This window comes from Pasteurella oralis (assembly GCF_002850605.1).
In the GTDB taxonomy this organism is placed as follows: Bacteria; Pseudomonadota; Gammaproteobacteria; order Enterobacterales; family Pasteurellaceae; genus Pasteurella; species Pasteurella oralis.
The window spans coordinates 80526-104302 of the sequence record NZ_NXGB01000007.1; the positions used below are offsets into that span (position 1 = coordinate 80526).

Here is a 23777-nt window from a genome sequence, read left to right on the forward strand (position 1 = left end):
AAGCAAAATAATCATTTCTTATTATTTTGCTAATTTGACATCATCCACCCATTTTTTTATTAAGCGTTTACGCTCTTCTACTGCACCATATTTATCAAAATCATAATCAATTAAATTAATAGACTTGAAGTCGAGAGAATAAGGTGATTGTTTTGCTTCAGTGTTAGTGAGAGTTTGATGGGTTTCGCCTTTTTGCCAAGACAACTCTTGAGCTTCTTTGGATAATGCCCAGTCGACGAATAATTTCGCATTGTCAGGATTTCTTGCTCCTTTGATGATACTTACTCCACCGATTTCGTAACCAGTTCCTTCACATGGCACGATTAATTCTACAGGCGCACCTTTTTCCTTTTCAATAGAATGTTCATGTAAGAAACCAATCCCAATCGAAGCCTCACCGCGTGCTGTATTGCGAGTAGCAGTATTACCTGATTTAGTATATTGCGATACATTTTTGTGTAAGGCTTTCAGATAATCAAAAGCTTTTTCTTCGCCCCAAAGTTGAATAAATGTTGCAAGTGCCGTATAGGCGGTTCCTGAACTTTGTGGATCGGCTGCTTGAATTTCATTTTTCAAACGAGGATCGGTTAAATCTTTCCAACATTTAGGCACAGGAATACCCAGTTTAGCTAAACGCTCGGTATTTACACCAAAACCAAGTACTCCTAAATAAATGGCGGAAGTATAGTTGCCCTTCATTTTGGCAGGATCTTTTAATTCGTCAGGAATATATTGTAAGTTAGGTGATTTATATGGACTTAACAATCCCATTTCACCAGCTTGCGAATGTGGATCAAGTGTACCACCATACCAGACATCACCTTGCGGATTAGCTTTTTCGGCATCAATTCGTGCTAAAATACTGCCTGTTCCCGCGCGGATATGGCTAACTTTAACATCATATTTTTTACCAAAAGCTTCAACTTCTTGTTCACACATCGTATTTTGTGCACTGCAATAAACAGTTAAGCGCCCTTCTGCCAAAGTATTGAATGAAACTAAGGCACCACTTAATAAAAGTGCGGTCGATATTGCTGAGGTTTTGAAGATTCTCATGCTTTTCTCCTATTTATTCAATTTGATTTTATCGACCCATTTATTAATGAGGCGACCTCGCATTTCGTTTGAACCAAATTTATCGAAGTCATAATTAATTAAGTTCAAATCTTTAGGTTTTAATGCATAAGGTGATGGTTCAGCGTTAACATTTGTTGGTACATGATGTGATTGCGCTTCTTTCCACGAAAGTTCTTGTGCTTCTTTGGACATCACCCAATCAGCAAAGCGTTTTGCATTTTCCAAGTTACGCGCATTTTTAATGACACTAATTCCACCAAGTTCATAACCGGTTCCTTCACAAGGTACAACAATTTCTATTGGTGCACCGTTTTCTTTTTCAAAAGAGTAGTTTTGTAAGAAACCAATTCCAACAGTAGTTTCACCGCGCGCAGTATTTCGCGATGGTGCCGTACCTGCTTTAGGATATTGAGAGATATATTGATCAATTTCTTTTAAATAATCAAAGGCAGCCTCTTCCCCCCAAAGCTGTACAAATGTGGCTATGGCAGTATAAGCGGTACCTGAACTTTGTGGATCGGCAATTTGAATTTCATTTTTCAAACGAGGATCAAGTAAATCTTTCCAACATTTAGGGACATTATTAATACCGAGTTTTTTCAAGCGTTCGGTATTTACTCCAAAACCTAATACTCCCATATAAACAATTGAGCTATTTCCATCTCCTAGTGTTTGAAATTGTGGCATGACTTCAGCAAGTTTTGGTGATTTATATGGCGTTAATAATCCTAATTCTGCGGCTTGAAGATGTGTATCAAAAGGACCGCCATACCATACATCTGCTTGTGGATTATTTTTTTCAGCCTCTATTTTAGCAAGTGTACTACCTGAACTATTGCGAATAAAAGAGGTTTTTACGTCATATTTTTGTGCAAAGCCTTGTACTGCTTTTTCACAAACAATATTTTGTGCACTACAATAAACAACGAGTCTGCCTTCTGCTATCGCCATATTACTGGCAGTGAACCCCGCCAGTAATATACTTGATAGGGCAATGTGAGTTGCTTTCATAAGTCGCCCTCTTTAAGCTTAATTATTTTGATAGTTTAATATTTTCAACCCATTTACTGATCAAACGCTTACGCTCATCAGCTGCACCATATTTTTCAAAATCATAATTGATCAGATTTAATGTGGTTGGATCAAACGCAGTTGGTGATTGTTGTGCCGTTGTATTGGTTAAGATTTGTAAACTATTTCCCTTTTGCCACGCAAGCTCTTGACCTTCTTTTGATAATACCCAATCTACGAAGAGTTTGGCATTTTCTAAGTTGCGAGAACCTTTTAAGATACTGACACCACCAAGTTCATACCCTGTGCCTTCACAAGGTACGATCATTTCAATAGGCGCACCTTGTTGTTTTTGTAGTGCATAGTCATGTAAGAATCCAATACCGATCGTGGTTTCGCCACGTGCCGTATTATTTGATGGCGTGATGCCTGATTTTGTATATTGGGAAATATTTGGATGTAGTTGTTTAAAGTAATCAAATGCTGCGTCTTCGCCCCAGAGTTGGACAAAGGTTGCTATTGCGGTATAGGCTGTACCAGAACTTTGTGGATCTGCAATTTGAATTTCGTTTTTCAAACGTGGATCAGTTAAGTCTTTCCAACATTTTGGTACCTCATTAATACCTAATTTTTTTAAACGTTCAGTATTGACACCGAAGCCTAGAATACCCATGTAAATAGCCGATGTATAGTTACCTTTGATTTTTGCTGGATCTTGGAAACGCGGTACAATTTGATCGACATTTGGTGAGCGATAAGCATGGAGTAGACCTAGTTCGCCAGCTTGAGATTGTGGGTCAAAAGTACCACCATACCATACGTCTGCTTGTGGGTTATTTTTTTCGGCTTCAATTTTCGCAAACGTACTACCAGAACCATTACGGATAAATGAGGTTTTGACATCATGTTTTTCACCGAAGGCTTTGATTTCTGCTTCACACATTTCATTAGTCGCACTACAGTAAACGACTAAGCGTCCTTTGGCTAATGCTGGTGATGACATTAATCCTGCGCTTAAAAGTGCGGTTGAAATAGCAAGAGAAAGTGCTTTGAATTTCATATCGAGTACCTCTTTAATTTAGGAAGGAATGATTTTTCATAATGACTTTTATATAATATTAATGTTTTATCCTACCCTAAACTAATATGGAATACCGTGAGAGTTATCACAAAATAGAGATTATTTATTTTAAATTGGAGTGAATGAATAAAATCTCTACTTTCTTAATGTGGCGACTGAATTGCTGCTATTAAAATGCGATTTTTTTCTTTATAATTTGTCGATCAAATCAACGGCTCTTTTAGGTTAATTATTATGTTAAACTCATCAACATCATCTTGTATCATTATTGCAATTGCTGGAGCTTCGGCCTCTGGAAAAAGCTTAATCGCCTCCACTGTTCATCGAGAGCTTTGTGATGAGTTAGGCTGTGAAGAAATCGGGATCATTTCAGAAGATTCATATTACAAAGATCAAAGCCATTTAGATATGGAAGAACGCATTAAAACTAATTATGATCACCCCAACTCAATGGATCGAAGCTTATTAATTGAACATCTTAAAACCCTCAAATCTGGCCAGCCCGTTGATATTCCCGTTTATAGTTATGTTGAACATACTCGAACTGATAAAATTATCCATTTCCAACCTAAAAAAGTCATTATATTAGAAGGTATTTTGTTACTGACCGATGAAAAAGTACGTGATGAAGTGAGTGTTTCTGTTTTTGTCGATACACCATTGGATATTTGTTTTATTCGCCGTTTACAGCGTGATATGAAAGAACGTGGCAGAAGTTTAGAATCTGTTGTAGAACAATATCGTAAAACCGTACGCCCAATGTTTTTACAATTTATTGAGCCATCTAAACAATATGCGGATATTGTTATACCGCGTGGGGGGAAAAATCGGATTGCGATTAATATACTAAAAGCCCAAATTCGACAGCTTTTAGGAAAACGTTAATTTGAAAAGGAGCCTATAATGAGATTATGTGATACTGATATTGAACGTTATTTAGATGATGGCATTATTGCGCTTGAGCCACGTCCGAGTAATGAGAAAATTAATGGTGCAACCATTGATGTTCGTTTAGGTAATTCTTTTCGTGTTTTTCGTGAACATTCTGCACCTTATATTGATTTGAGTGGTCCGAAAGAAGAAGTTTCTGCTCAACTTGAATCAGTAATGAGTGAAGAAATTATTATTGCTGATGGTGAAGCATTTTTTTTACATCCTGGTGAATTAGCGCTTGCTACAACGTTAGAGTCAGTGAAGCTTCCTGCTAATATTATTGGTTGGTTAGATGGTCGTTCTTCATTAGCGCGCTTAGGATTAATGGTGCATGTGACTGCACACCGTATTGATCCAGGTTGGGAAGGTAAAATCGTGTTAGAGTTTTTTAATTCGGGCAAATTACCGTTAGCATTGCGCCCAAATATGGTTATCGGGGCTTTAAGTTTTGAAATCTTAAGTGGCACAGCAGCTCGTCCTTATAGCAGCCGTAAAAATGCAAAATATAAAAATCAGCAAAGCGCAGTAGCCAGCCGCATTGATGAGGATAAATAAAATGTGGAAGAAAATCGCCATTGGTAGTATGACATTAATCGTGGCGATTTTTGTGGCGCTGTATTGGCAAATTAACCGTGCGAAGACAGAGTTAGCCCAATTTTTAAATGACCATCAGATCACCTTTACGCAATTATCTCTTAATCTTTTTCCCCAGCCTTATCTTGAATTAACCGATGTTAAGTGGCATGACCACAAAGTGCGGTCTGTTTTTGCTGAGAAAGTGAATTTACAGCTTGATATAGCCACATTATTTAATCCTCAAAAAGGTCACAAACAATTTACTTTTCAGCAGGCACAATTTTGGTATTCGGGGCAAACTGCGCCTGATTTGAAAAATGTGAATGGTCAAATGAGTGGTGAGTTTTTTATTGAGTCTCAGCAGATAAGTTTTGCTAATCTTGAGCTACATGTGGCATTCGATAGTCCAATTTTATTGAATACAAAACAGCTGCAAGTATCAGTACAAAAAGGCATGATTCAGCAATTGTCGGAAACAGAATCCAAAGCTGTATTAGATTATTGCAACATTAATGGAGAAAACTTTACTTTTGTTAATGCGACTCTTTTGAGAGATAAAGACAGTACATTGCTTTCTGCCCAAGTCAGTTATTTAGATAATCGACCCGAATTACAAATTGATTTAAGTGTAAAAACGATTCAAGAAAATCAGCAAATAATATTCACGGGGAAAAATATTGCGTTAGTAGCATGGCAAAATGTGTTTAGTCTACCTCAATTATTTACCGGTGATATGCATGCTTCTGGTGAAATAATATTGCGTAACAATAAAGTGCAGCATGGCAATGCAGAAATACATATTCCACAGGGACAGTTTAAAGGGATTAATTTATTTACTTTAGTCGCTAAATATTTACCTATTAATTATGATGAGCAGAGCTTACAAGAGAAAACATTGACCACTTCTTTTCAGAATTTACATTCACATTTTAGTTGGGACACAAGACAGTTATTATTAAAGCAATTAGCGTTTATCAGCGATAAGCTGACGATTACAGGAAAAGGGGATGTGAATTTAGCCAATATGCAATGTGAAATTGTATTAAATTTAGGTTTAACTGATCCGCAATATCAGCAGTTTAAACTGCCAATTCGTTTTTTTGACCACTGTTATTCACCACAATATAAAGTAGAATTTAATAAGCATTTACGTAATCAATTGAAAGATCTACTTAAAGAAAAATTTAGGTAATTTATGTTGCCATTTCAAGTCGCGCGTCGCCGCCAATTTGCTCGTGTACTTAGTCTAGCATTTGCTGGATTCATTTTTAATACAACTGAATTTATTCCTGTTGCGTTGCTATCTGACATTGCACAAAGCTTTGCTATCCCTGTTTCTCAAACTGGTTTAATGATAACCGTTTATGCTTGGGTTGTGTCATTGATGTCTTTGCCTTTTATGCTATTAACGGCAAAGTTAGAACGAAAAAGCTTATTAATTAAACTACTTATCTTATTTATTGTCAGCCATATTTTATCAGTAATTGCATGGAATTTTTGGGTATTAGTACTCGCGAGAGCGGGTGTCGCAATAGCACATTCAGTATTTTGGGCAATTACTGCCTCGTTAGCAATTCGAGTTGCTCCGAAAGATAAAAAAGCACAGGCGATCGGTTTAATTGCAATTGGCTGTTCACTCGCCATGATTCTAGGGTTACCATTAGGAAGAGTGATTGGGCAGTTATTTGGTTGGCGTGCAACATTTGGCATCATTGCTTTAATTGCAACAATAATTTTAATTTTGTTTTATCTCTTACTTCCTCACTTACCAAGTAGAAATGCGGGTTCATTAAGTAGTATTCCCAGTTTATTTAAACGTCCATTGTTAGTGGGATTGTATCTATTAACAGTGCTAGTTATTACTGCGCATTTTACAGCTTACAGTTATATTGAGCCATTTATGTTAAATGTTGGCAATATGAATAACAAAATGACTACAATGATGCTGTTTGTTTTTGGTTTATCTGGTATTACTGCAAGTTTGTTGTTCAATCGTTACTATAATGCTGGACCTATTCGTTTTATTGTCATTTCTATGGGCATTCTCAGTACGACATTATTGTTGCTATTGTTATCAAGTTACTATGAATGGACAATGTTTTTACTGATATTCCTATGGGGAATTGGCATTTCTGGAATAGGTTTAGGTTTGCAAATTCGTGTTCTACATTTAGCACCTGACGCGACTGATGTAGCCATGGCAATTTACTCTGGTATTTATAATATAGGTATTGGTAGTGGTGCTTTACTTGGTAATCAAGTGATGTTACATCTAGGCTTACCACATATTGGTTTTGTTGCCGCAAGTTTAGCAATTATTAGCTTGTTACTTTTTGTTCGTATTCAGTACCGTTATGATCATTTAGCACCACGCTAAATCGCTTTAAGTGCGGTCGATTTTGGAAAAGTTTTCATTCGAAATGGCGGTGAGAGAGGGATTCGAACCCTCGATGCACTTTCGCACATACACGCTTTCCAGGCGTGCTCCTTCAACCACTCGGACATCTCACCATTTTGAATAGGCTGTGCACTATAAAAATTTAACGCAATTTAGTCAAGTATTTTTTGCGTTAGAGCATGAAAGTTGCTAGCGATTTGCGATAAAATAAACGACCTTCTTTTCTTATTTTCAGGTCTTAGTGTGATATGTTGAAGAAATGGTTTCTCAGCAAAAATGTCTTTTTGGCAGTCAAGCCTTTTAGTGCGTTAAAAGAGAGTTTTCGTGTGGGTTATACCCGTCAATCCTTAGTTAGAGATATTATTGCAGGATTAACCGTCGGCGTGATTGCAATTCCATTATCTATGGCGTTAGCGATTGCCAGTGGTGTTCCTCCACAACATGGCTTATATACTGCCATCGTGGCTGGTATGATTATTGCATTAACTGGTGGCTCACGTTTTAATGTTTCGGGTCCAACGGCAGCATTTGTTGTTATTTTATATCCTGTGACTCAGCAATTCGGTCTTGCTGGTTTATTAATGGCAACGTTGTTATCTGGTGTCATTTTAGTGTTGATGGCATTATTTCGATTAGGGCGTTTAATTGAATATATCCCATTACCCGTAACCTTAGGCTTTACTTGTGGTATTGGGATTGTCATTGCCACTTTGCAAATTAAAGATTTTCTTGGCTTAACGATTGATGAAATGCCGACGCATTATATTGAAAAAATACAAACTATTGTGGCAGCTTTACCTACAATCAGTTGGGCAGATGCAGCGGTTGGTGTGGTGACATTATGTGTATTAACCCAGTGGTATAAGCTTCGTTTACCCATTCCGGGTCATTTACCAGCAGTAATTCTGGCGACTTTTTTATCTTTAATCTTTATTTCTTTTGATTATGATGTTGCAACTATTGGCTCTGCTTTCCAATATAGTTTGTCTGATGGTTCGACTGGGCTAGGGATTCCGAATGTACTGCCTGAATTTATTTTGCCTTGGTCGATTCCAAATGCTCAAGGTAAGCTGATTGACTGGAATTTAGATACGATACAAGCATTATTACCCGCTGCTTTTTCAATGGCTGTGTTAGGCGCGATTGAGTCGTTATTATGTGCTGTCATTTTAGATAACATGACAGATACTAAGCACCATTCCAATGATGAGTTATTGGCACAAGGACTGGGCAATATTGCTGCTCCTTTTTTAGGTGGAATTACTGCCACAGCGGCTATTGCACGTTCTGTTGCCAATGTGAAAGCGGGTGCTGTATCACCAATTGCAAGTATTGTGCATGCGTTATTGGTATTATTTGCTTTACTCTTTTTTGCTAAAGCATTGTCTTATCTCCCTTTGTCTTCGATGGCTGCGTTATTATTAGTTGTAGCATGGAACATGGCAAACGTACCACAAATTATCCAATTAATTCGTCGTTCTGGGCGTAATGAAATCGCAGTGTTACTAACTTGTTTAATCCTCACAGTGATTTTCGATATGGTGATTGCGATTACAGTGGGGGTATTATTAGCGAGCTTATTATTTATCCGTACTATTGCAGAAATGACGAAGTCGATAGAAATAGCTCATCCAGAAGATTTAACAGATGTATTAGTTTATCGTATTAGCGGACCGCTCTTTTTTGCTGCGGCAGATAATTTATTTGCTGATTTACATGATAAAACGGTACATACTGATCATGAAATTCGCCATATTGTATTGCAATGTGATGCAGTCACTGTTTTAGACAGCGGAGGAATTCATGCCTTAACTCGATTTGTACAGCATATGTTGCCACATCAACAGCTTTATATGTGTAACATGCAATTCCAGCCATTACGTATGATTGTGAAATCTAATACGGTGACTGAAATTCAAAAAATTAACTTTGCTTCCGATTTAACTGATGCATTTACTAAAATTCGCGTCTTTGAACAACAAAATACGTTGTAGTAAGGAGATAATATACGTTATACCAATGCACAATTACTAGAAAAATTACGTCAATTACGAATTGTGCCAGTTATTGCTTTAGAGCAGGCTGAAGATATTGTTCCTTTAGCAGATACTTTAGTAAACAATGGATTGCCTGTTGCTGAAATTACTTTTCGTTCCGCTGTAGCAAGTCAAGCGATTGCGCTATTAAGAGAGAAACAACCTGATATATTGATTGCAGCAGGTACAGTGTTGACAGCAGAACAAGTTGTGCAAGCCAAAAATACAGGAGCTGATTGTATCGTTACGCCTGGTTTTAACCCTAAAATTGTGCAGCTTTGCCAAGATTTAGACCTACCAATTATTCCTGGAGTGAACAATCCTATGGCGATTGAAGCAGCATTAGAGATGGGAATTCGTGCAGTGAAGTTCTTTCCTGCACAAGCTTCTGGTGGTGTGAATATGATTAAAGCCTTATTAGGGCCTTATAGTATGTTACAGATTATGCCAACAGGTGGTATTAACTTAGATAATTTGCAGGATTATTTAGCTATTCCGAATGTTATGGCTTGTGGTGGCTCTTGGTTTGTGGAAAGTGCTTTAATTAAAGCTAAAAACTGGAGTGAAATTAGACGGTTAACGCGTGAGGTCGTTGATCTCATTAGCTAAGTGTTTGCTTAAAAAGTGCGGTCTATTTTGGCAATTTTTTAGTTTTTAGTGTGTGCTGAATTTATTATGATTAAAATTGTCTAATTAATATCTTATTGATCACTTTACTAAGGAAAGCTAACATGAACTTTAATCGTATTTTAAATGAAGTATTAAGTACTGTAACGAAATCAGCAGGGCAAATTAATAAACCAAGTCAGGATACTGCAGAAAAAATTACGAAACTCGGTGGTGCTGCTGCATTGGCTGGTATTTTATCAATGGTATTAGGACGCAGTGGTGGCGCGAAATTAACCAAATTAGGTTCATTAGCTGCATTAGGTAGCATTGCTTATCAGGCTTATCAAAACTATCAAAAAAATCAACCAGCTACAGAAACGCAAGCAGCCGAAAATTTATCTGAAGCAGCATTTGAAGCTACTCAGCAAGCAGAAGATACTGGAGCAATTATTTTACGCACAATGATTGCTGCAGCAGTATCAGATGGTGAAATTGATGAAAAAGAAAGAGCAATTATTGCAGAAGAGGGCGGCGATGATCCTGAGTTACAGCAATGGTTAGAGCAAGAAATTGCTCATCCAATTACTGTTGCTGAAATTGCGAGAATTGTGGGCAATGATACTGCACTTGCTACCCAAGTTTATCTTGCTGCGCGCATGGTTTGCCAAGAGTTAACACGTAAAGAAATTGTGTTCTTATCACAACTCGCTGCGGCTTTAAATTTAGATGATGCGTTAGTTGAACAGTTAGAAAAACAAGCTGGTTTTTAAAGCAAGATAGCTAAAAAATAATGGCAAGGTCAAAATCCTTGCCATTATTGTTTTTACTGTCAGAAAAAGGATCTTATCTTATTATTGTTTACGCCATGTTGTGCCATTTACACCATCTTCTAATAAAATTCCCATTTCAGTCAGTTTATTTCGTGCAGCATCTGCGCTTGCCCAATCTTTTGCTGCTCGCGCTTCATTACGTTGTTTGATTAGTGCTTCAATCATTGCAACTTCATCATCATTTGAACCTGCTTGTAAAAAAGCTTCAGGATCTTGATATAACAGACCTAATATAGCTGCTAATTCACGCATTTGAGCGGCTAAACCATGAGCTTGTGTCATGTTTTCTGCTTTCAATTTATTAACTTCGCGTGCCATTTCAAATAATACTGAGATTGCATTTGGCGTATTGAAATCATCATCCATTGCTTCTTTAAATGCTTGAACAAAATGTTCACCGCCATCAGGAAGCGCACTTTGATTTGTATCACGGAGTGCGGTATATAAGCGCTCTAATGCGCCTTGCGCAAGATTAAGGTTTTCTTCGCTGTAATTTAGTTGGCTACGATAATGTGCCGTTAATAAGAAATAACGTACACTTTCTGCATTATAATGACTCAATACATCACGAATAGTGAAGAAGTTGCCAAGCGATTTTGACATTTTTTCTTTATCAACCATGATCATGCCAGAGTGAATCCAGTAGTTGACATAATCATTACTATGCGCACAGCAAGATTGTGCAATTTCATTTTCATGATGCGGGAACATGAGATCAGAGCCACCACCATGGATATCAAAATGTTCGCCTAACTCTTTGTAATTCATCGCAGAACATTCAATATGCCAACCCGGACGACCTGCTCCCCAAGGCGATTGCCAGTGAGGCTCTTCTGGTTTTGACATTTTCCATAACACGAAATCCATCGGGTTTTTCTTAATTTCTACAATTTCAACACGGGCACCAGCTTGCAATTGCTCAAGATTTTGACGAGATAATTTACCATATTGGCTGAAACTTTCTACATCAAACATCACATCACCATTATCTGCTACATAAGCGTGTCCACGCTCAATTAATTTTTGTACAATCGCAATAATCTCTGCAATATGATGTGTCGCGCGGGGTTCAATATCAGGGCGTAGGACATTAAGTGCATCAAAATCTTTGTACATTTCCAACACCATACGATCAACTAGTTGATCGCAGCTTTCTTTATTTTCTAATGCACGTTTAATAATTTTGTCATCTACATCAGTGATATTACGCACATAAGTTAAGTGATAGCCTAAATAACGCAAATAACGCGCAATGACATCAAAGCAAACAAAAGTTCGACCATGTCCAATATGACATAAGTCATAAACAGTGACACCACAGACGTACATACCCACTTTACCCGCCTGAATAGGTTTAAAAATTTCTTTCTCTCGCGTTAACGTATTAAAAATTTTTAGCATTTGTTTGCTCTCTTATTGTTCTTCAAAATTTAGTTAAAACAGACCGCACTTTAAGTCGGCGCGTATGTGTTCTAGAATTGCCACTTTATAGCATTTCTTGGGCTTTTATGGAATAATAAACGCTTTGAAATTTCAGAGGATAATGGCAATGGTCACATTACATACAAATTTTGGCGATATTAAAATTGAATTAAATCACGAAAAAGCCCCAATCACGGCAGAGAATTTTTTACATTACTGTCAAAGTGGTTTTTATAATAACACAATTTTCCACCGTGTTATTGATGGATTTATGATTCAAGGTGGTGGTATGGAAGCGGGTATGCGTGAGAAAAATACCAATGCGCCAATCCAAAATGAAGCAAATAATGGATTAAGTAATAAACGTGGTAGCATTGCAATGGCTCGTACTTCTGATCCACATTCAGCAACAGCACAATTTTTTATCAATGTAGCAGATAATACGTTCTTAGATCACCGTGCGAAAGAATTATTTGGTAAAAAAGTCGTGCAAGAATGGGGCTATGCTGTGTTTGGTGAAGTAGTAGAAGGGATGGATGTCGTGGATAAAATTAAAGCTGTGCAAACAGGTAATAAAGGTTTCCACCAAGATGTGCCAAAAGACGATGTCGTGATTACTTCTGTGACTGTTGAATAATGGATTTCCCCTCAATTGAGGGGAATTTTTTAGGAATATGATGATGAATATATTTAACATATTGACAGCACTAGCTGCTGGATTATTAGCAATTAGTGTACAAGCAAAAAATGTAGTACTGCATACTAATTATGGTGAAATAAAAATTGCGTTAGAGCAAGAAAAAGCGCCTATTTCAAGTCAAAACTTCCTACAATATAGCCAAGCGGGTTTTTACAATGGAACGATTTTTCATCGTGTCATTGATGGTTTTATGGTACAGGCAGGTGGTTTTGAACCAGGTATGATACAAAAGAAAGCAAATGCACCTATTCATAATGAAGCAAGTAATGGGTTGAAAAATTTACGTGGTACAGTGGCGATGGTGCGTACTTCTGACCCACATTCGGCGACATCACAGTTTTTTATTAATACCGTTGATAATGATTTTTTAAATTTTAGTGCGGAAACCACACAGGGTTGGGGTTATGCTGTGTTTGGCAAAGTGATTGAAGGGATGGATGTTGTAGATAAAATGAGTAAAGTCGATACTGGGCGTTCAGGCTTCCATCGTGATGTACCAAAACAAGATGTGATAATTAAATCAGTTACCGTTGAATAAGTGTTTGTGTACGATGGCGTTTTTTGATACCCATACTCACTTAGATTATTTACAGCGTGATACAGGTGAGTCAATTGAGCAGTTATTGAGTAATGGATTACAAGTCGGGGTGAATAAAATCTTGATTGTTTCTGTGCTTGCGAAAGACTTCGAAATTATTCAAAAAATGACCGCACTTTATCCTCAACATTTGTATTATGGACTGGGTTTACATCCACTCTATATTGTCCAGCATAGCCAGCAAGATCTGGCGTTGTTGGAGAATAAATTATCTGAACGGGCGTTGAATTGTACTGCTGTTGCTGAAATTGGTTTAGAGCGTGCTATACCAGAATTATTGACAGACTCACTTTGGCGTAAGCAGTGTCAATTTTTAGAAGCACAGCTTTATTTAGCACAACAATATCATTTGCCTGTTAATTTGCATTCACGTAAAGCACATGAGCAGTTGTTTACTTTTCTTAAACGTATCCCTCTAACCAAAAGGGGAGTGGTACATGGTTTTGCTGGAAGCTATGAGCAAGCAAAGCGTTTTGTGGATCTTGGCTATAAGATTGGGGTAGGCGGGATAATTACTTATCTGCGGGCGAATAAAACTCGTGATGCAATTGGTCGTTTACCTTTAGAGAGTTTATTGTTGGAAACGGATTCACCAGATATGCCTGTATCTGGTTTCCAAGGACAACCGAATCGTCCTGAGCGTGTGTTTAATGTTTTTCAATCTTTATGTGAATTGAGAACAGAAGCTCCTGAGCAGATTAAGCAGATCATTTGGCAGCAAAGTGTCGATTTATTTTCAAATAAAAATGGCTAAGTGAAACCTTAGCCATTTTAGTTAGATATTCTTAACCAATAAACGTAGATAATCGCGTAAATATTTGCCAATAAATTTTAATATACCTTGTTGTTCAACTTCAGTTCTAGGATGTTGTGCACTGGCATTAATGACATTGTAATGAAAAGTTTTAGCCGCTTTTTGTAAATAGTTACAAGTTTTTTCCTCGTGAATATCAAATCCACCAATTGTATGGTGTATCTGCTTTGTACTAAATAAGCAATCAAAGCTACTTAATGGAATCATGAATTTAGACAGCCACATTAACAGATTAAATCCTTCAACTGCTAAGCGCATGATTAATGGTGCATCTTGTACTTGTAACTTTCCACTTGCTAACCAAAGTTGTTGTTTATTTAAGCGCGATAGGGATTGATAAATAAAATCGGGCGATAAACGTAATCTTGGGTTCAAAAATAACAAGCGTTCATACTTTGCTTTCTCTACAGCAAGATTTTTTGCCACACTTGCTTTTTGTCCATCTAATTGAATGATGTGTAAATCCAATTTGTCACGGTAATTTTCAAAAATTGCCCCATTTTGATCAATACGGCTTAAATCGACTACAATGACTTCAAATTGCTTATGAGTCTGCGCCAGTAGATCTTCTAGTAATAAATTAAGTGATGTTTCAACATGATCCGTTGTTAAAATAATGCTGATTTCGTTTGTTTTCATTGAATCCTCCAACATAGTGAATCATTTATGAGTAATTACTTTACTGAAGAGATCTTAATGAAATCTTAAGCGTGAATATTATTTAAAACGATAGATAATTTGGTTTGATGAGCCTCGCCACACTAGGCTGGGATCAGCTTTTTCTTGCTCAAATTTACCGTCAATAAGAACATCAATATAAGGTAATATTTCACGTTGAAATTCATTGAGTTCTTGAAGTTTATAGCCTGTCCACACCCATAAATCTTTTTTGGGGCACTCTTGTTTTAAGCGTTTTACAAAAGGCAAAAGCACGGCAAGATTAGCTGGATGTAGCGGATCGCCACCAGTCAGCGTTAAACCTTGTCGCTTGATCCTCGTATCTTTCAAATCGTTGATAATTTGTTGTTCCATCGCCTGATCAAAAGGAACGCCTGCACTAAAGGACCAACTTTTCTTGTTGTAGCAGCCTTTACATGCATGAATACAACCACTGACAAATAAAGTACAACGTGTACCTTCACCATTAACAATATCAGTAGGGTAGTATTGAAGATAATTCATAATGCTATTTATTTTATTCGAAGATGATTGACTTATTCATTAGTTTAAAACATGTAGAATGAATAACACTAATTGTTAAATTTCGTTAGATTTTTTTACCGATAAACCTCGTGAACAAAAATATCTTGTTGATTTTTCTTTATGTTGTTTGTGGGGAATAGGGCTTTTAAATTGATTTAAAACGCGATTAAATAAGACATATCGCAGCATATCTCTATTTTAAACTCCCCCTCTTTTCATTAAATTAAGAGGGGGAAGTGTGGATTACAAGTGTTTTACTCGTCTTTTTACTTCTTCTTGCTTGCCTGCATTAAATGGTCTGGCATCAGGACTGCCTAGATAACCACAAACTCGACGTGTTACAGACACTTTTTCACTGTCATGATTACCGCATTTCGGGCAGGTAAAGCCCTTACTCGTACATTCAAATTCACCCGTAAAACCACATTCATAGCACTCATCAATCGGGGTATTCGTGCCATAATAAGGAACGCGCTCATAGCTATAATCCCAAACATCTTCTAATGCTTTTAGGTTGTGTTGAATATTAGGATATTCACCATAACAAATGAAACCGCCATTCGCTAATGCAGGATAAGGAAGCTCAAAGTCGATTTTATCGTATGGGTTGACTTTCTTCTCTACGTCTAAATGGTAACTATTTGTATAGTAACCTTTATCAGTGACGTTTTCGATGACGCCAAATTGTTTAGTATCTAGACGGCAGAAACGATCACATAAGTTTTCACTTGGTGTCGAATAGAGACTAAATGCATAGCCAGTTTCTGTTTTCCATTGTTGTACTGTTTTGCTAAGATATTGCACAATTTCAATACCTTTTTGACGCAATTGTTCATCATCATACATATGTTTATCGCCGTATAGCGCATTAATTGTTTCATGAATGCCAATATAGCCTAATGAAATCGAGGCTCGGCCGTTTTTAAAGATTTGCGCCACATTATCATCTGCGTTTAAATGCACACCGCAAGCCCCTTCCATGTAAAGAATTGGAGCAACTCTCGCTTTGGTGTTTTCTAAACGCGCAATACGAGTCATCAAGGCTTTTTTCGCAATTACGAGGCGTTGATCTAAAATTTGGTAAAAATCGACCGCACTTTGTTGTGGATTACGACGTTTTGCTTCAATTGCAATACGTGGTAAGTTAAGGCTCACGACACCGAGGTTGTTGCGTCCGTCGTGCATTTCTTCGCCATTTTCATGGTAAGCACCTAAGAAACTACGGCAGCCCATTGGTGCTTTGAAAGACCCCGTGACTTTGACAACCTGATCATAGTTGAGAATATCAGGGTACATTCGTTTGGAAGCACATTCTAACGCAAGTTGTTTAATATCATAATTAGGATCGGTTGGGCTGTGGTTAATACCTTTTTTAATGGTAAAGACCAGTTTGGGGAATACGGGGGTTTTATGATTTTTGCCTAGCCCACGAATTCGGTTTTTCAAAATTGAACGTTGGATTAATTTAGATTGCCAGCTTGTTCCTAAGCCAAAGCCAAAGGTCACAAATGGTGTTTGGCCATTTGATGTATGTAGCGTATTAACTTCATACTCTAAAGATTGGAACGCATCGAAACATTCTTTTTCAATTAAAGCTTTTGCATAGTTTTCTGCATCAGGCACTTGCCATTCCGCTGCTGTTTTAAGATGTTTTTCATAGCTGAGTTGGACATAAGGGGCTAACACTTCGTCGATACGATTAATTGTTGTCCCACCATAAATATGGCTAGCGACTTGTGCAATAATTTGTGCAGTGACTGCTGTTGCAGTGCCAATAGATTTTGGTGGCTCAATTTCCGCATTCCCCATTTTGAAGCCATTATTCAACATACCTTTTAAATCAACTAGCATACAGTTAAACATTGGGAAGAATGGGGCATAGTCTAAATCATGGTAATGAATTTCGCCTTTTTCATGGGCTTCAACAACATCACGCGGTAAGATATAACGTTTAGCATAATGTTTGGCTACAATACCAGCTAATAAATCACGTTGTGTTGGAATGACTTTGGCATCTTTATTCGCGTTCTCATTGAGTAACTCTACGTTACTTTGCTCAATTAAACCTTCGATTTCTTTAGTGAGATGGCTACGTTTTTCACGTGCAAGATCACGATCATGGCGATATTCAATGTAAGCCCGCGCTACTTCAGGATATTGGCTTGACATAAGATGATTTTCCACGATTTTTTGAATGTGGCTAATATCAATTTCCTGTTGATAGCGCGCAAAAATTTCATCACAGACTTGTTGCCCTATTGCATGGCAATAGCGTTCATCTTCCACATTAACCGCTTGTGCAGCCTTTTTGATTGCATTGATAATACGCTGGATTTCAAAACCTGCGCGTGAACCATCACGTTTAATTACAAAGAAAGTTGCCATATTGTTTTTACCCTATTTTATGTGTATGACTCAAATATCGAGGATACTATATATAGTTAAAATTTTATTTTCAACCACAAGATATAGTGTTTTTGTTAGGGTTAGGTTAAAAACAAGGTGAGGAAATATGATTACTGATTGGTTTTATTGATAAAATTCTTATTTTTAAGTGAGAATTATTCTCAAATATATTTTATAAAAATGTGATCTAGATCAAAAAATGAGGTAATGTTGTTAGATTCTGTTAAAGTAAAAAAGACCCAGCCATAAGCTAGGTCTAAGTGGGAGTAATATATTATTGTGAATATAACTAATTTTCTAGAGTTAATAGTTTACCTTGATATTCCCCTGTTAATGCTTCTAAGAACGCGGCGATATCTGCGACATCTTTGCTTGGTAGATCTTTACCGCTTTGGTAATGCAGCATGATTCGTACAGCCTCTTTTAGATCACTTGTGCGAGCATCATGCATGTAAGGCGCAGTTAATGCAATATTACGCAATGTTGGCACTTTAAATTTATGCATGTCAGCAGGATTTTGCGTATGTGCAAAGCGCCCTTGATCTGCGTCAGTTAATGGCGTTCCTCTTGCGGCGAAATAGTCATCAAATAAGCCCATATACTCAAAAGATTGTCCTCCCATCGCGACACCAACATGGCAAGTATCACATTTATTTTCTTTAAATAATTGATAGCCCCGCAACTGATCTTGATTTAGCGCATTTTTATCTCCTTTAAGATAACGGTCAAAAGCACTGTTCGGAGTAATTAATGTTTTTTCAAATTCAGCAATAGCATGAGTAATAGTTGCTTCACTGATTTCAGGGTATACTGCGAGGAATTGCTGCTTAAATACGTCATCTTGTTCAAATTTGGCAACAATTTCATCCCAGCTTTTTGAACCCATTTCTACAGGATTAAGAGGTGGTCCACCTGCTTGCGCTGCAAGGTCTTTAGCACGTCCATCCCAGAATTGTAAAATATTAAAAGCTGAGTTATAGACCGTTGGTGCGTTAATTCCACCTTTTAACCCATCAATTCCTGTTGATACGGCTAAACCATCTGCACCACCAAGTTTGAGCTGGTGACAAGTATGACATTGAACAGTACCATCCGCAGAAAGACGCCCATCATGATAGAGCATGTTACCTAAAGCAACTTTTAATGGATCGGTTTCTAAACTATCTGGGATCGGCTGGACTAAACGCGTTGGGTCAATTCCTTCAGTGTTTGTTGGAAGGAAGTGGTTTTGACGTTGTTCTCGGAGCCAATTTAATACTGTCACTTTTTCATCTGCATCAGGACGTGATCCCCAGTGGATATGCACAAATTTGGCGATTGGCATTTCATCTTTAATCAAAACTTGTTCTAGTTTTGCAAGACTGACTTCAGAGAGTTTGGTTGGATCTTTTAATCCATCGAGGATATCATTAAGTAGAAATACTCTTGTACCTTTTTGGATATCTTCTTGCACCATTTTATCTACGATAGGAAATTTAGAGTAGAAAGGTAGCTCTGCATTTGATGTATGACAATATTGGCAGCCATTGTCATAGAACACTTTAGCGACTTTTTGTGGTTGTCCACTGAGTTGAGTTTGCGCTAATAATGTTTCAGCTTGTTGTTTATCAAAAATATGGACGTAACCTACTGTTCCTAAAAAACCTACTGTTGCGAGTGCAACGGCAGATAACAATAATTTTTTCATTTTCATAAATAAAATTCCTTTTGTTATTACGAGTGAGTATATTAACATTACAATATATAGGGTTTATTGATCTAAATTAATAAATCCAATTTATTAAATCTATAGAATCAATTTGTATTTTCTATTAATTAATAGAAAAGCAAAAAAGAAAATGGAAAGCAATACTTGCCTTCCATTTTTTATTTAAAATCAAACGATTAAACTATGCTTGAAATGGATCACGCAAGATCATCGTTTCAATACGATCAGGACCTGTTGAAAGAATATCGACAGGCACACCAGTGACTTCTTCAATACGTTTTACATAATTACGGCATGCTTCAGGTAGTTGATTGACATCTGTCACACCAAATGTATTTTCTTTCCAGCCTGGCATCGTTTCATAAATTGGCTCGACACCCTCCCAATCTTTAGCTGCAAGCGGTGCATATTCAACAATATCACCATTTGGCATTTTGTACGCGATACAGATTTTGACTTCATCAAAGCCATCTAAGACATCTAACTTAGTCATACAAAAACCAGAGATTGAGTTAAGTTGAATCGCACGACGAATTGCTACTGCATCAAACCAACCACAGCGGCGTGGACGACCTGTTACTGCACCAAATTCATTTCCTTTACGTGCTATCTCTGCTCCAGTTTCATCAAAGAGTTCTGTGGTAAATGGACCGCCACCTACACGAGTACAATACGCTTTGATTATACCTAATACATAATCAAGATTGCGTGGGCCAAAACCCGCACCTGTTGCTACTCCGCCTGCGGTTGTGTTTGAACTCGTAACGAATGGGTAGGTACCGTGATCAATATCTAACATTGTGCCTTGAGCACCTTCAAATAAGATATTATCGCCGTTTTGGCGTGCTTTATCTAAGATTGTTGTGATATCGGCGACCATATCAGTGATAATATTGGCGACAGTCATGACATCGTCTAGTGTTTTTTGGAAATCTACTGGCTCAGCGTTATAGTAGTGTACTAATTGGAAATTGTAATAATCTAAAATATTTTTCAGTTTTTGAGCAAAAGCGTCTGGATTGAATAAGTCACCGACGCGTAAACCACGACGAGCCACTTTATCTTCATAGGCTGGACCAATACCGCGACCTGTTGTCCCAATTTTGTTTTTACCTAAGGCAGCTTCGCGAGCATGATCCATAGCAACATGATAAGGGAGAATTAATGGGCTGGCTTCTGAGATTAAGAGGCGTTCGCGTACATTAATTCCACGGCTTTCTAATTCGCCCATTTCTTGCATTAAGGCGGCAGGAGAAAGGACGACGCCATTACCGATTAAGCATGTCACATTTTCACGTAAGATACCTGATGGAATTAAACGAAGTACGGTTTTTTCACCGTTAATGATTAGGGTGTGACCTGCATTATGACCGCCTTGATAACGTACAACGTATTTTACGCGATCAGTTAATAAGTCAACAATCTTTCCTTTACCTTCGTCGCCCCATTGTGCGCCTAAGATAACAACACTTTTTCCCATAGTATTTTCCGCCTTTAAGCCTTGTGTATAATAAAATGAACAACGGATTACTTTACTATTTTCTGATGTTAATCTCAATGTAATTTACGTTTTTATTTGATAATTTGTGAGCATTACAGAAAACAAAGTGTGGTCAAAATTTTTAAAATTTTGACCGCACTTTAATACAAAAGGCCCTATTCAAATAGGGCTTTATGCAAAACACAGACAATCGTATCAGCATTTTCGTTGCGTACTAGAATACAGATATTGTTTGTACTTGCCCCATAGCAAATTGAACGAATGTTATAATTTTCCAGCGTATTAAAAATGTTTTTAGCGACACCTGAAGATGTATGTAAGTCATTACCAATGAGTGCCACAAGTGATAAATCACTATCAATTTTTACACTGCAAAGTTTACTTAACTCATCAATTAAATCCGTTGAGAGTAGGCAATTACCTGAAGATGCGGAGCCTGTTTTATCTAAAGTTAAAGCAATACTGACTTCAGAAGTAGTGACAACATCAACAGAGATCTTATATTTCGCTAGGATAGTAAATACTTTTGCTAGGAAGCCCTGAGCATGTAGCATGTTTAAACTAGAAAGTGTTAAGAGCGTTTGATCTCTGCGTAACGCAATGGCACGGAAAGTCGGTCTTGGTTGTGGATCGCGTGTTACCCATGTGCCACCTGCTTCAGGCACTTTACTTGAACCAACATAAACAGGAATATTACTGCGTACCGCGGGTAGTAAAGTAGCAGGATGGAGAACTTTGGCACCAAAGGTTGCCATTTCAGCTGCTTCACAAAAACTCATAGTATCAATGCGTTTTGCATTGGTCACAATACGAGGATCTGTCGTATAAATTCCCGCAACATCAGTCCAAATGAGGACATCTTTGGCTTTGAGTACTTCTGCTAATAATGCTGCAGAGTAGTCGCTGCCTCCACGTCCTAATGTTGTTGTCTTACCTTGCTCATCTCGTCCAATAAAGCCTTGTGTAATAATCAACTCACCCCGATCAATGAGAGGTTTTAGCATTTGATCGCTATTTTTTTGTGTTCTTGCATCATTAGGTCTTGCTTTGCCAAAGTGGCTATCTGTGGCAATAATTGAGCGTACATCGATCCAAGTAGCGGTAGTGTTGAGTTCACGTAAGATTTCGACAAAAATCAAAGAAGACATCATTTCGCCATGACTAATTAATTCATCACTCAGGGCTGGCGAAGTCGCTAAACTCGCAGCTTCAGCAAGAGATTCAATATTAGTTAGTAACTTTTCAATTTGATGACGTACAGTACTATCATCTTTTAATTCACATAGAATGTTTTCTTGAATTTGACGTACTTCACTCATTAATTTAGCACGTTCTGCACTATCACAGCCATTTGCAAGAGCCACAAGTAAGTTAGTGACACCAGCGGAAGCAGATAGTACTACAACGCGAGTATTAGGATCATTAATGATAATTTTCGCACAGGCAGACATGGCAGCATAGTTAGCAACACTTGTACCACCAAATTTTGCGATAGAGAGATGAGACATGATTGGCTCCTTAGAATTATTTATTGTTATGATGTTGTATAAGTTAAAAGAAATAACGAGTTAGAAAAAATGCTCAAATAAGTTAAGTTAGCATATGACTAGCGACGCGAAGTATAGTCGCCAACACAAACCCATTTGTAAGTAGTCAGTGCTTCTAATCCCATTGGACCTCGTGCATGCAGTTTCTGTGTACTTACTGCAACTTCTGCACCTAAGCCAAATTGCCCGCCATCAGTAAAACGAGTACTTGCATTGACATACACTGCAGCAGAATCAACTTGTGCAATGAATTGTTGAGCAAGTTGTTGTGAACTAGTTAAAATACCATCAGAATGTTGACTACCATATTCACGGATATGAGCTATTGCTTCGGCTAAATCTTCGACAATGACAACATTTAAATCATAGGAGAGCCATTCTTGACGTAATTGCTGTTGTTGGATAGATTCAACATTTGCCTGTACGGATTGCAAGATTGAAAGTGCGGTTGGATCTGCATGAAATTTTACGTTTTTTGCCGCTAAATGTGCCGCTAATTTAGGCAGAAATTGGGCAGCGATATGGCGTTGTACCAATAAAGTTTCAAGTGTGTTGCAAGTACTCGGGCGTTGTGTTTTAGCATTTTCGATTAAAGGTAGTGCTTTGTCTAAATCTGCGCTTTGTTCAACAAATAAGTGACATACACCAATACCACCAACGATGACAGGAATAGTAGAATGTTGTTTACATAGCTCATGTAAGCTTGCACCTCCACGCGGGATGATCATATCTACATAACGATCCAGTTTTAATAATGCCATGACTAAGGTGCGATCTGGATCTGTAATGGCTTGTACTGCATATTGGGGTAATCCTGCCTGTACTAGCGCGTTTTGTACTACATCAACTAATACTTTATTAGAATGTTGTGTTTCTTTACCTCCGCGTAAAATAACCGCATTGCCTGTTTTTAAGCAGAGTGTTGCAACATCAATAGTCACATTAGGACGTGCTTCATAAATAGTACCTATCACGCCGAGCGGTACGCGAACACGTTCAATTTTGATTCCACTATCTAATATACCGCCGTCAATGACTTTGCCAACAGGATCGGCAAGTGATATCACATGGCGTACGTCATTAGCGATAGCACTTAAACGTGATTTTGTGAGTAATAGGCGATCAATAATGGCTTCAGATAAACCATTTTGTTTTGCTGCTTCAATGTCTTTTTGATTAGCGGCGAGGATGTGCTCTGTCTGAGCTTCTAATTGCTCAGCAATGACTGACAACGCTGCATTTTTTTGTTGGTGAGAAAGTTGTGATAGCACAAAAGCGGCTTGTCGGGCCTGTTGTCCCATTTGCTGTAAGTTGATTGTCATTGTAT

Annotated in this window: 21 protein-coding genes and 1 tRNA gene; 10 read left to right on the forward strand and 12 right to left on the reverse strand. The window is 37.7% G+C overall.

The genetic code is table 11. The features are described from left to right. Positions 1-21 precede the first annotated feature (21 nt). Genes C0975_RS09295 through C0975_RS09305 form a run of 3 tightly spaced genes read right to left on the reverse strand, consistent with a single transcriptional unit; the run spans position 22 to position 3148 of the window. Positions 22-1056 carry an ABC transporter substrate-binding protein gene (locus C0975_RS09295; protein WP_101776108.1) on the reverse strand — a complete coding sequence of 345 codons (1035 nt, stop codon included), beginning with the start codon at positions 1054-1056 and terminating at the stop codon, positions 22-24. 9 nt (positions 1057-1065) lie between these two features. Further along, positions 1066-2088, reverse strand: coding sequence for an ABC transporter substrate-binding protein (locus C0975_RS09300; protein ID WP_101776112.1), 1023 nt, complete (start codon positions 2086-2088; stop codon positions 1066-1068). Positions 2089-2110: 22 nt separating this feature from the next. After that, positions 2111-3148 carry an ABC transporter substrate-binding protein gene (locus C0975_RS09305; RefSeq protein WP_101776114.1) on the reverse strand — a complete coding sequence of 346 codons (1038 nt, stop codon included), beginning with the start codon at positions 3146-3148 and terminating at the stop codon, positions 2111-2113. A 255-nt stretch (positions 3149-3403) separates the two neighbouring features. Here C0975_RS09305 and udk point away from each other — a divergent pair, with 255 nt between their 5' ends. Genes udk through C0975_RS09325 form a run of 4 tightly spaced genes read left to right on the forward strand, consistent with a single transcriptional unit; the run spans position 3404 to position 7055 of the window. Then, entirely contained in the window at positions 3404-4054 is a 651-nt protein-coding gene (gene udk / locus C0975_RS09310) for a uridine kinase (protein WP_101776115.1), read from the forward strand. Between the two features lie 18 nt (positions 4055-4072). After that, positions 4073-4657 carry a dCTP deaminase gene (gene dcd / locus C0975_RS09315; protein ID WP_101776116.1) on the forward strand — a complete coding sequence of 195 codons (585 nt, stop codon included), beginning with the start codon at positions 4073-4075 and terminating at the stop codon, positions 4655-4657. A gap of 1 nt (position 4658) precedes the next feature. Beyond that, a complete protein-coding gene (locus C0975_RS09320; protein WP_101776117.1) occupies positions 4659-5870 on the forward strand; it encodes a hypothetical protein in 1212 nt (403 codons plus the stop codon). Positions 5871-5873: 3 nt separating this feature from the next. Continuing rightward, complete coding sequence (locus C0975_RS09325) at positions 5874-7055, forward strand: sugar transporter (protein ID WP_101776118.1); 1182 nt, start codon at positions 5874-5876, stop codon at positions 7053-7055. A gap of 44 nt (positions 7056-7099) precedes the next feature. Here the strand turns inward: C0975_RS09325 and C0975_RS09330 are convergent. Next, a tRNA-Ser gene (locus C0975_RS09330) sits at positions 7100-7189 on the reverse strand. A 135-nt stretch (positions 7190-7324) separates the two neighbouring features. Here C0975_RS09330 and dauA point away from each other — a divergent pair. From dauA to C0975_RS09345, 3 genes are all read left to right on the forward strand, one after another. Continuing rightward, positions 7325-9070 (forward strand): C4-dicarboxylic acid transporter DauA, encoded by a 1746-nt coding sequence (gene dauA, locus C0975_RS09335; RefSeq protein ID WP_101776119.1) that lies wholly within the window; start codon positions 7325-7327, stop codon positions 9068-9070. A gap of 12 nt (positions 9071-9082) precedes the next feature. Further along, positions 9083-9721: a bifunctional 4-hydroxy-2-oxoglutarate aldolase/2-dehydro-3-deoxy-phosphogluconate aldolase gene (locus C0975_RS09340; RefSeq protein ID WP_101776120.1), complete on the forward strand. Its 639-nt coding sequence runs from the start codon at positions 9083-9085 to the stop codon at positions 9719-9721. A gap of 122 nt (positions 9722-9843) precedes the next feature. After that, positions 9844-10491: a tellurite resistance TerB family protein gene (locus tag C0975_RS09345; protein ID WP_101776121.1), complete on the forward strand. Its 648-nt coding sequence runs from the start codon at positions 9844-9846 to the stop codon at positions 10489-10491. Between the two features lie 81 nt (positions 10492-10572). On the opposite strand, the gene cysS is transcribed toward C0975_RS09345, so the two are convergent. Continuing rightward, positions 10573-11952: a cysteine--tRNA ligase gene (cysS, locus tag C0975_RS09350; RefSeq protein ID WP_101776122.1), complete on the reverse strand. Its 1380-nt coding sequence runs from the start codon at positions 11950-11952 to the stop codon at positions 10573-10575. Between the two features lie 148 nt (positions 11953-12100). On the opposite strand from cysS, the gene C0975_RS09355 reads away from it, so the two are divergent. Genes C0975_RS09355 through C0975_RS09365 form a run of 3 tightly spaced genes read left to right on the forward strand, consistent with a single transcriptional unit; the run spans position 12101 to position 14025 of the window. Next, positions 12101-12610 carry a peptidylprolyl isomerase gene (locus C0975_RS09355; RefSeq protein ID WP_101776123.1) on the forward strand — a complete coding sequence of 170 codons (510 nt, stop codon included), beginning with the start codon at positions 12101-12103 and terminating at the stop codon, positions 12608-12610. Positions 12611-12659: 49 nt separating this feature from the next. Then, positions 12660-13211 (forward strand): peptidylprolyl isomerase, encoded by a 552-nt coding sequence (locus C0975_RS09360; protein ID WP_174674054.1) that lies wholly within the window; start codon positions 12660-12662, stop codon positions 13209-13211. A 13-nt stretch (positions 13212-13224) separates the two neighbouring features. Next, the gene (locus C0975_RS09365) at positions 13225-14025 is read left to right on the forward strand and encodes a TatD family hydrolase (protein WP_101776125.1); all 801 of its coding nucleotides are present in this window, start codon (positions 13225-13227) and stop codon (positions 14023-14025) included. A gap of 21 nt (positions 14026-14046) precedes the next feature. Here the strand turns inward: C0975_RS09365 and C0975_RS09370 are convergent, their stop codons facing one another. The 7 genes from C0975_RS09370 to proA all read right to left on the reverse strand — a co-directional run bounded on the left by C0975_RS09370 (position 14047) and on the right by proA (position 23772). Further along, positions 14047-14724 carry a glycosyltransferase family 2 protein gene (locus C0975_RS09370; protein ID WP_167383054.1) on the reverse strand — a complete coding sequence of 226 codons (678 nt, stop codon included), beginning with the start codon at positions 14722-14724 and terminating at the stop codon, positions 14047-14049. A 78-nt stretch (positions 14725-14802) separates the two neighbouring features. Next, positions 14803-15267 carry an anaerobic ribonucleoside-triphosphate reductase-activating protein gene (gene nrdG, locus C0975_RS09375; RefSeq protein WP_101776127.1) on the reverse strand — a complete coding sequence of 155 codons (465 nt, stop codon included), beginning with the start codon at positions 15265-15267 and terminating at the stop codon, positions 14803-14805. Positions 15268-15531: 264 nt separating this feature from the next. Beyond that, positions 15532-17673 carry an anaerobic ribonucleoside-triphosphate reductase gene (gene nrdD / locus C0975_RS09380; protein WP_101776128.1) on the reverse strand — a complete coding sequence of 714 codons (2142 nt, stop codon included), beginning with the start codon at positions 17671-17673 and terminating at the stop codon, positions 15532-15534. Positions 17674-17983: 310 nt separating this feature from the next. Continuing rightward, entirely contained in the window at positions 17984-19381 is a 1398-nt protein-coding gene (locus C0975_RS09385; protein ID WP_101776155.1) for a cytochrome-c peroxidase, read from the reverse strand. Between the two features lie 202 nt (positions 19382-19583). After that, complete coding sequence (gene purA, locus C0975_RS09390; RefSeq protein ID WP_101776129.1) at positions 19584-20882, reverse strand: adenylosuccinate synthase; 1299 nt, start codon at positions 20880-20882, stop codon at positions 19584-19586. Between the two features lie 176 nt (positions 20883-21058). Continuing rightward, positions 21059-22411, reverse strand: coding sequence for a lysine-sensitive aspartokinase 3 (lysC, locus tag C0975_RS09395; protein ID WP_101776130.1), 1353 nt, complete (start codon positions 22409-22411; stop codon positions 21059-21061). A gap of 98 nt (positions 22412-22509) precedes the next feature. Then, complete coding sequence (gene proA, locus C0975_RS09400) at positions 22510-23772, reverse strand: glutamate-5-semialdehyde dehydrogenase (protein WP_101776131.1); 1263 nt, start codon at positions 23770-23772, stop codon at positions 22510-22512. Positions 23773-23777 lie beyond the last annotated feature (5 nt).

Excerpts from the sequence above, each read along its gene's own strand:
- C0975_RS09295 (WP_101776108.1), bottom strand. The coding sequence starts at position 1,056 with ATGAGAATCTTCAAAACCTCAGCAATATCGACCGCACTTTTATTAAGT.
- C0975_RS09300 (WP_101776112.1), bottom strand. The coding sequence starts at position 2,088 with ATGAAAGCAACTCACATTGCCCTATCAAGTATATTACTGGCGGGGTTC.
- C0975_RS09305 (WP_101776114.1), bottom strand. The coding sequence starts at position 3,148 with ATGAAATTCAAAGCACTTTCTCTTGCTATTTCAACCGCACTTTTAAGC.
- udk (WP_101776115.1), top strand. The coding sequence starts at position 3,404 with ATGTTAAACTCATCAACATCATCTTGTATCATTATTGCAATTGCTGGA.
- dcd (WP_101776116.1), top strand. The coding sequence starts at position 4,073 with ATGAGATTATGTGATACTGATATTGAACGTTATTTAGATGATGGCATT.
- C0975_RS09320 (WP_101776117.1), top strand. The coding sequence starts at position 4,659 with ATGTGGAAGAAAATCGCCATTGGTAGTATGACATTAATCGTGGCGATT.
- C0975_RS09325 (WP_101776118.1), top strand. The coding sequence starts at position 5,874 with ATGTTGCCATTTCAAGTCGCGCGTCGCCGCCAATTTGCTCGTGTACTT.
- dauA (WP_101776119.1), top strand. The coding sequence starts at position 7,325 with ATGTTGAAGAAATGGTTTCTCAGCAAAAATGTCTTTTTGGCAGTCAAG.
- C0975_RS09345 (WP_101776121.1), top strand. The coding sequence starts at position 9,844 with ATGAACTTTAATCGTATTTTAAATGAAGTATTAAGTACTGTAACGAAA.
- cysS (WP_101776122.1), bottom strand. The coding sequence starts at position 11,952 with ATGCTAAAAATTTTTAATACGTTAACGCGAGAGAAAGAAATTTTTAAA.
- C0975_RS09355 (WP_101776123.1), top strand. The coding sequence starts at position 12,101 with ATGGTCACATTACATACAAATTTTGGCGATATTAAAATTGAATTAAAT.
- C0975_RS09365 (WP_101776125.1), top strand. The coding sequence starts at position 13,225 with ATGGCGTTTTTTGATACCCATACTCACTTAGATTATTTACAGCGTGAT.
- C0975_RS09370 (WP_167383054.1), bottom strand. The coding sequence starts at position 14,724 with ATGAAAACAAACGAAATCAGCATTATTTTAACAACGGATCATGTTGAA.
- nrdG (WP_101776127.1), bottom strand. The coding sequence starts at position 15,267 with ATGAATTATCTTCAATACTACCCTACTGATATTGTTAATGGTGAAGGT.
- nrdD (WP_101776128.1), bottom strand. The coding sequence starts at position 17,673 with ATGGCAACTTTCTTTGTAATTAAACGTGATGGTTCACGCGCAGGTTTT.
- C0975_RS09385 (WP_101776155.1), bottom strand. The coding sequence starts at position 19,381 with ATGAAAAAATTATTGTTATCTGCCGTTGCACTCGCAACAGTAGGTTTT.
- purA (WP_101776129.1), bottom strand. The coding sequence starts at position 20,882 with ATGGGAAAAAGTGTTGTTATCTTAGGCGCACAATGGGGCGACGAAGGT.
- lysC (WP_101776130.1), bottom strand. The coding sequence starts at position 22,411 with ATGTCTCATCTCTCTATCGCAAAATTTGGTGGTACAAGTGTTGCTAAC.
- proA (WP_101776131.1), bottom strand. The coding sequence starts at position 23,772 with ATGACAATCAACTTACAGCAAATGGGACAACAGGCCCGACAAGCCGCT.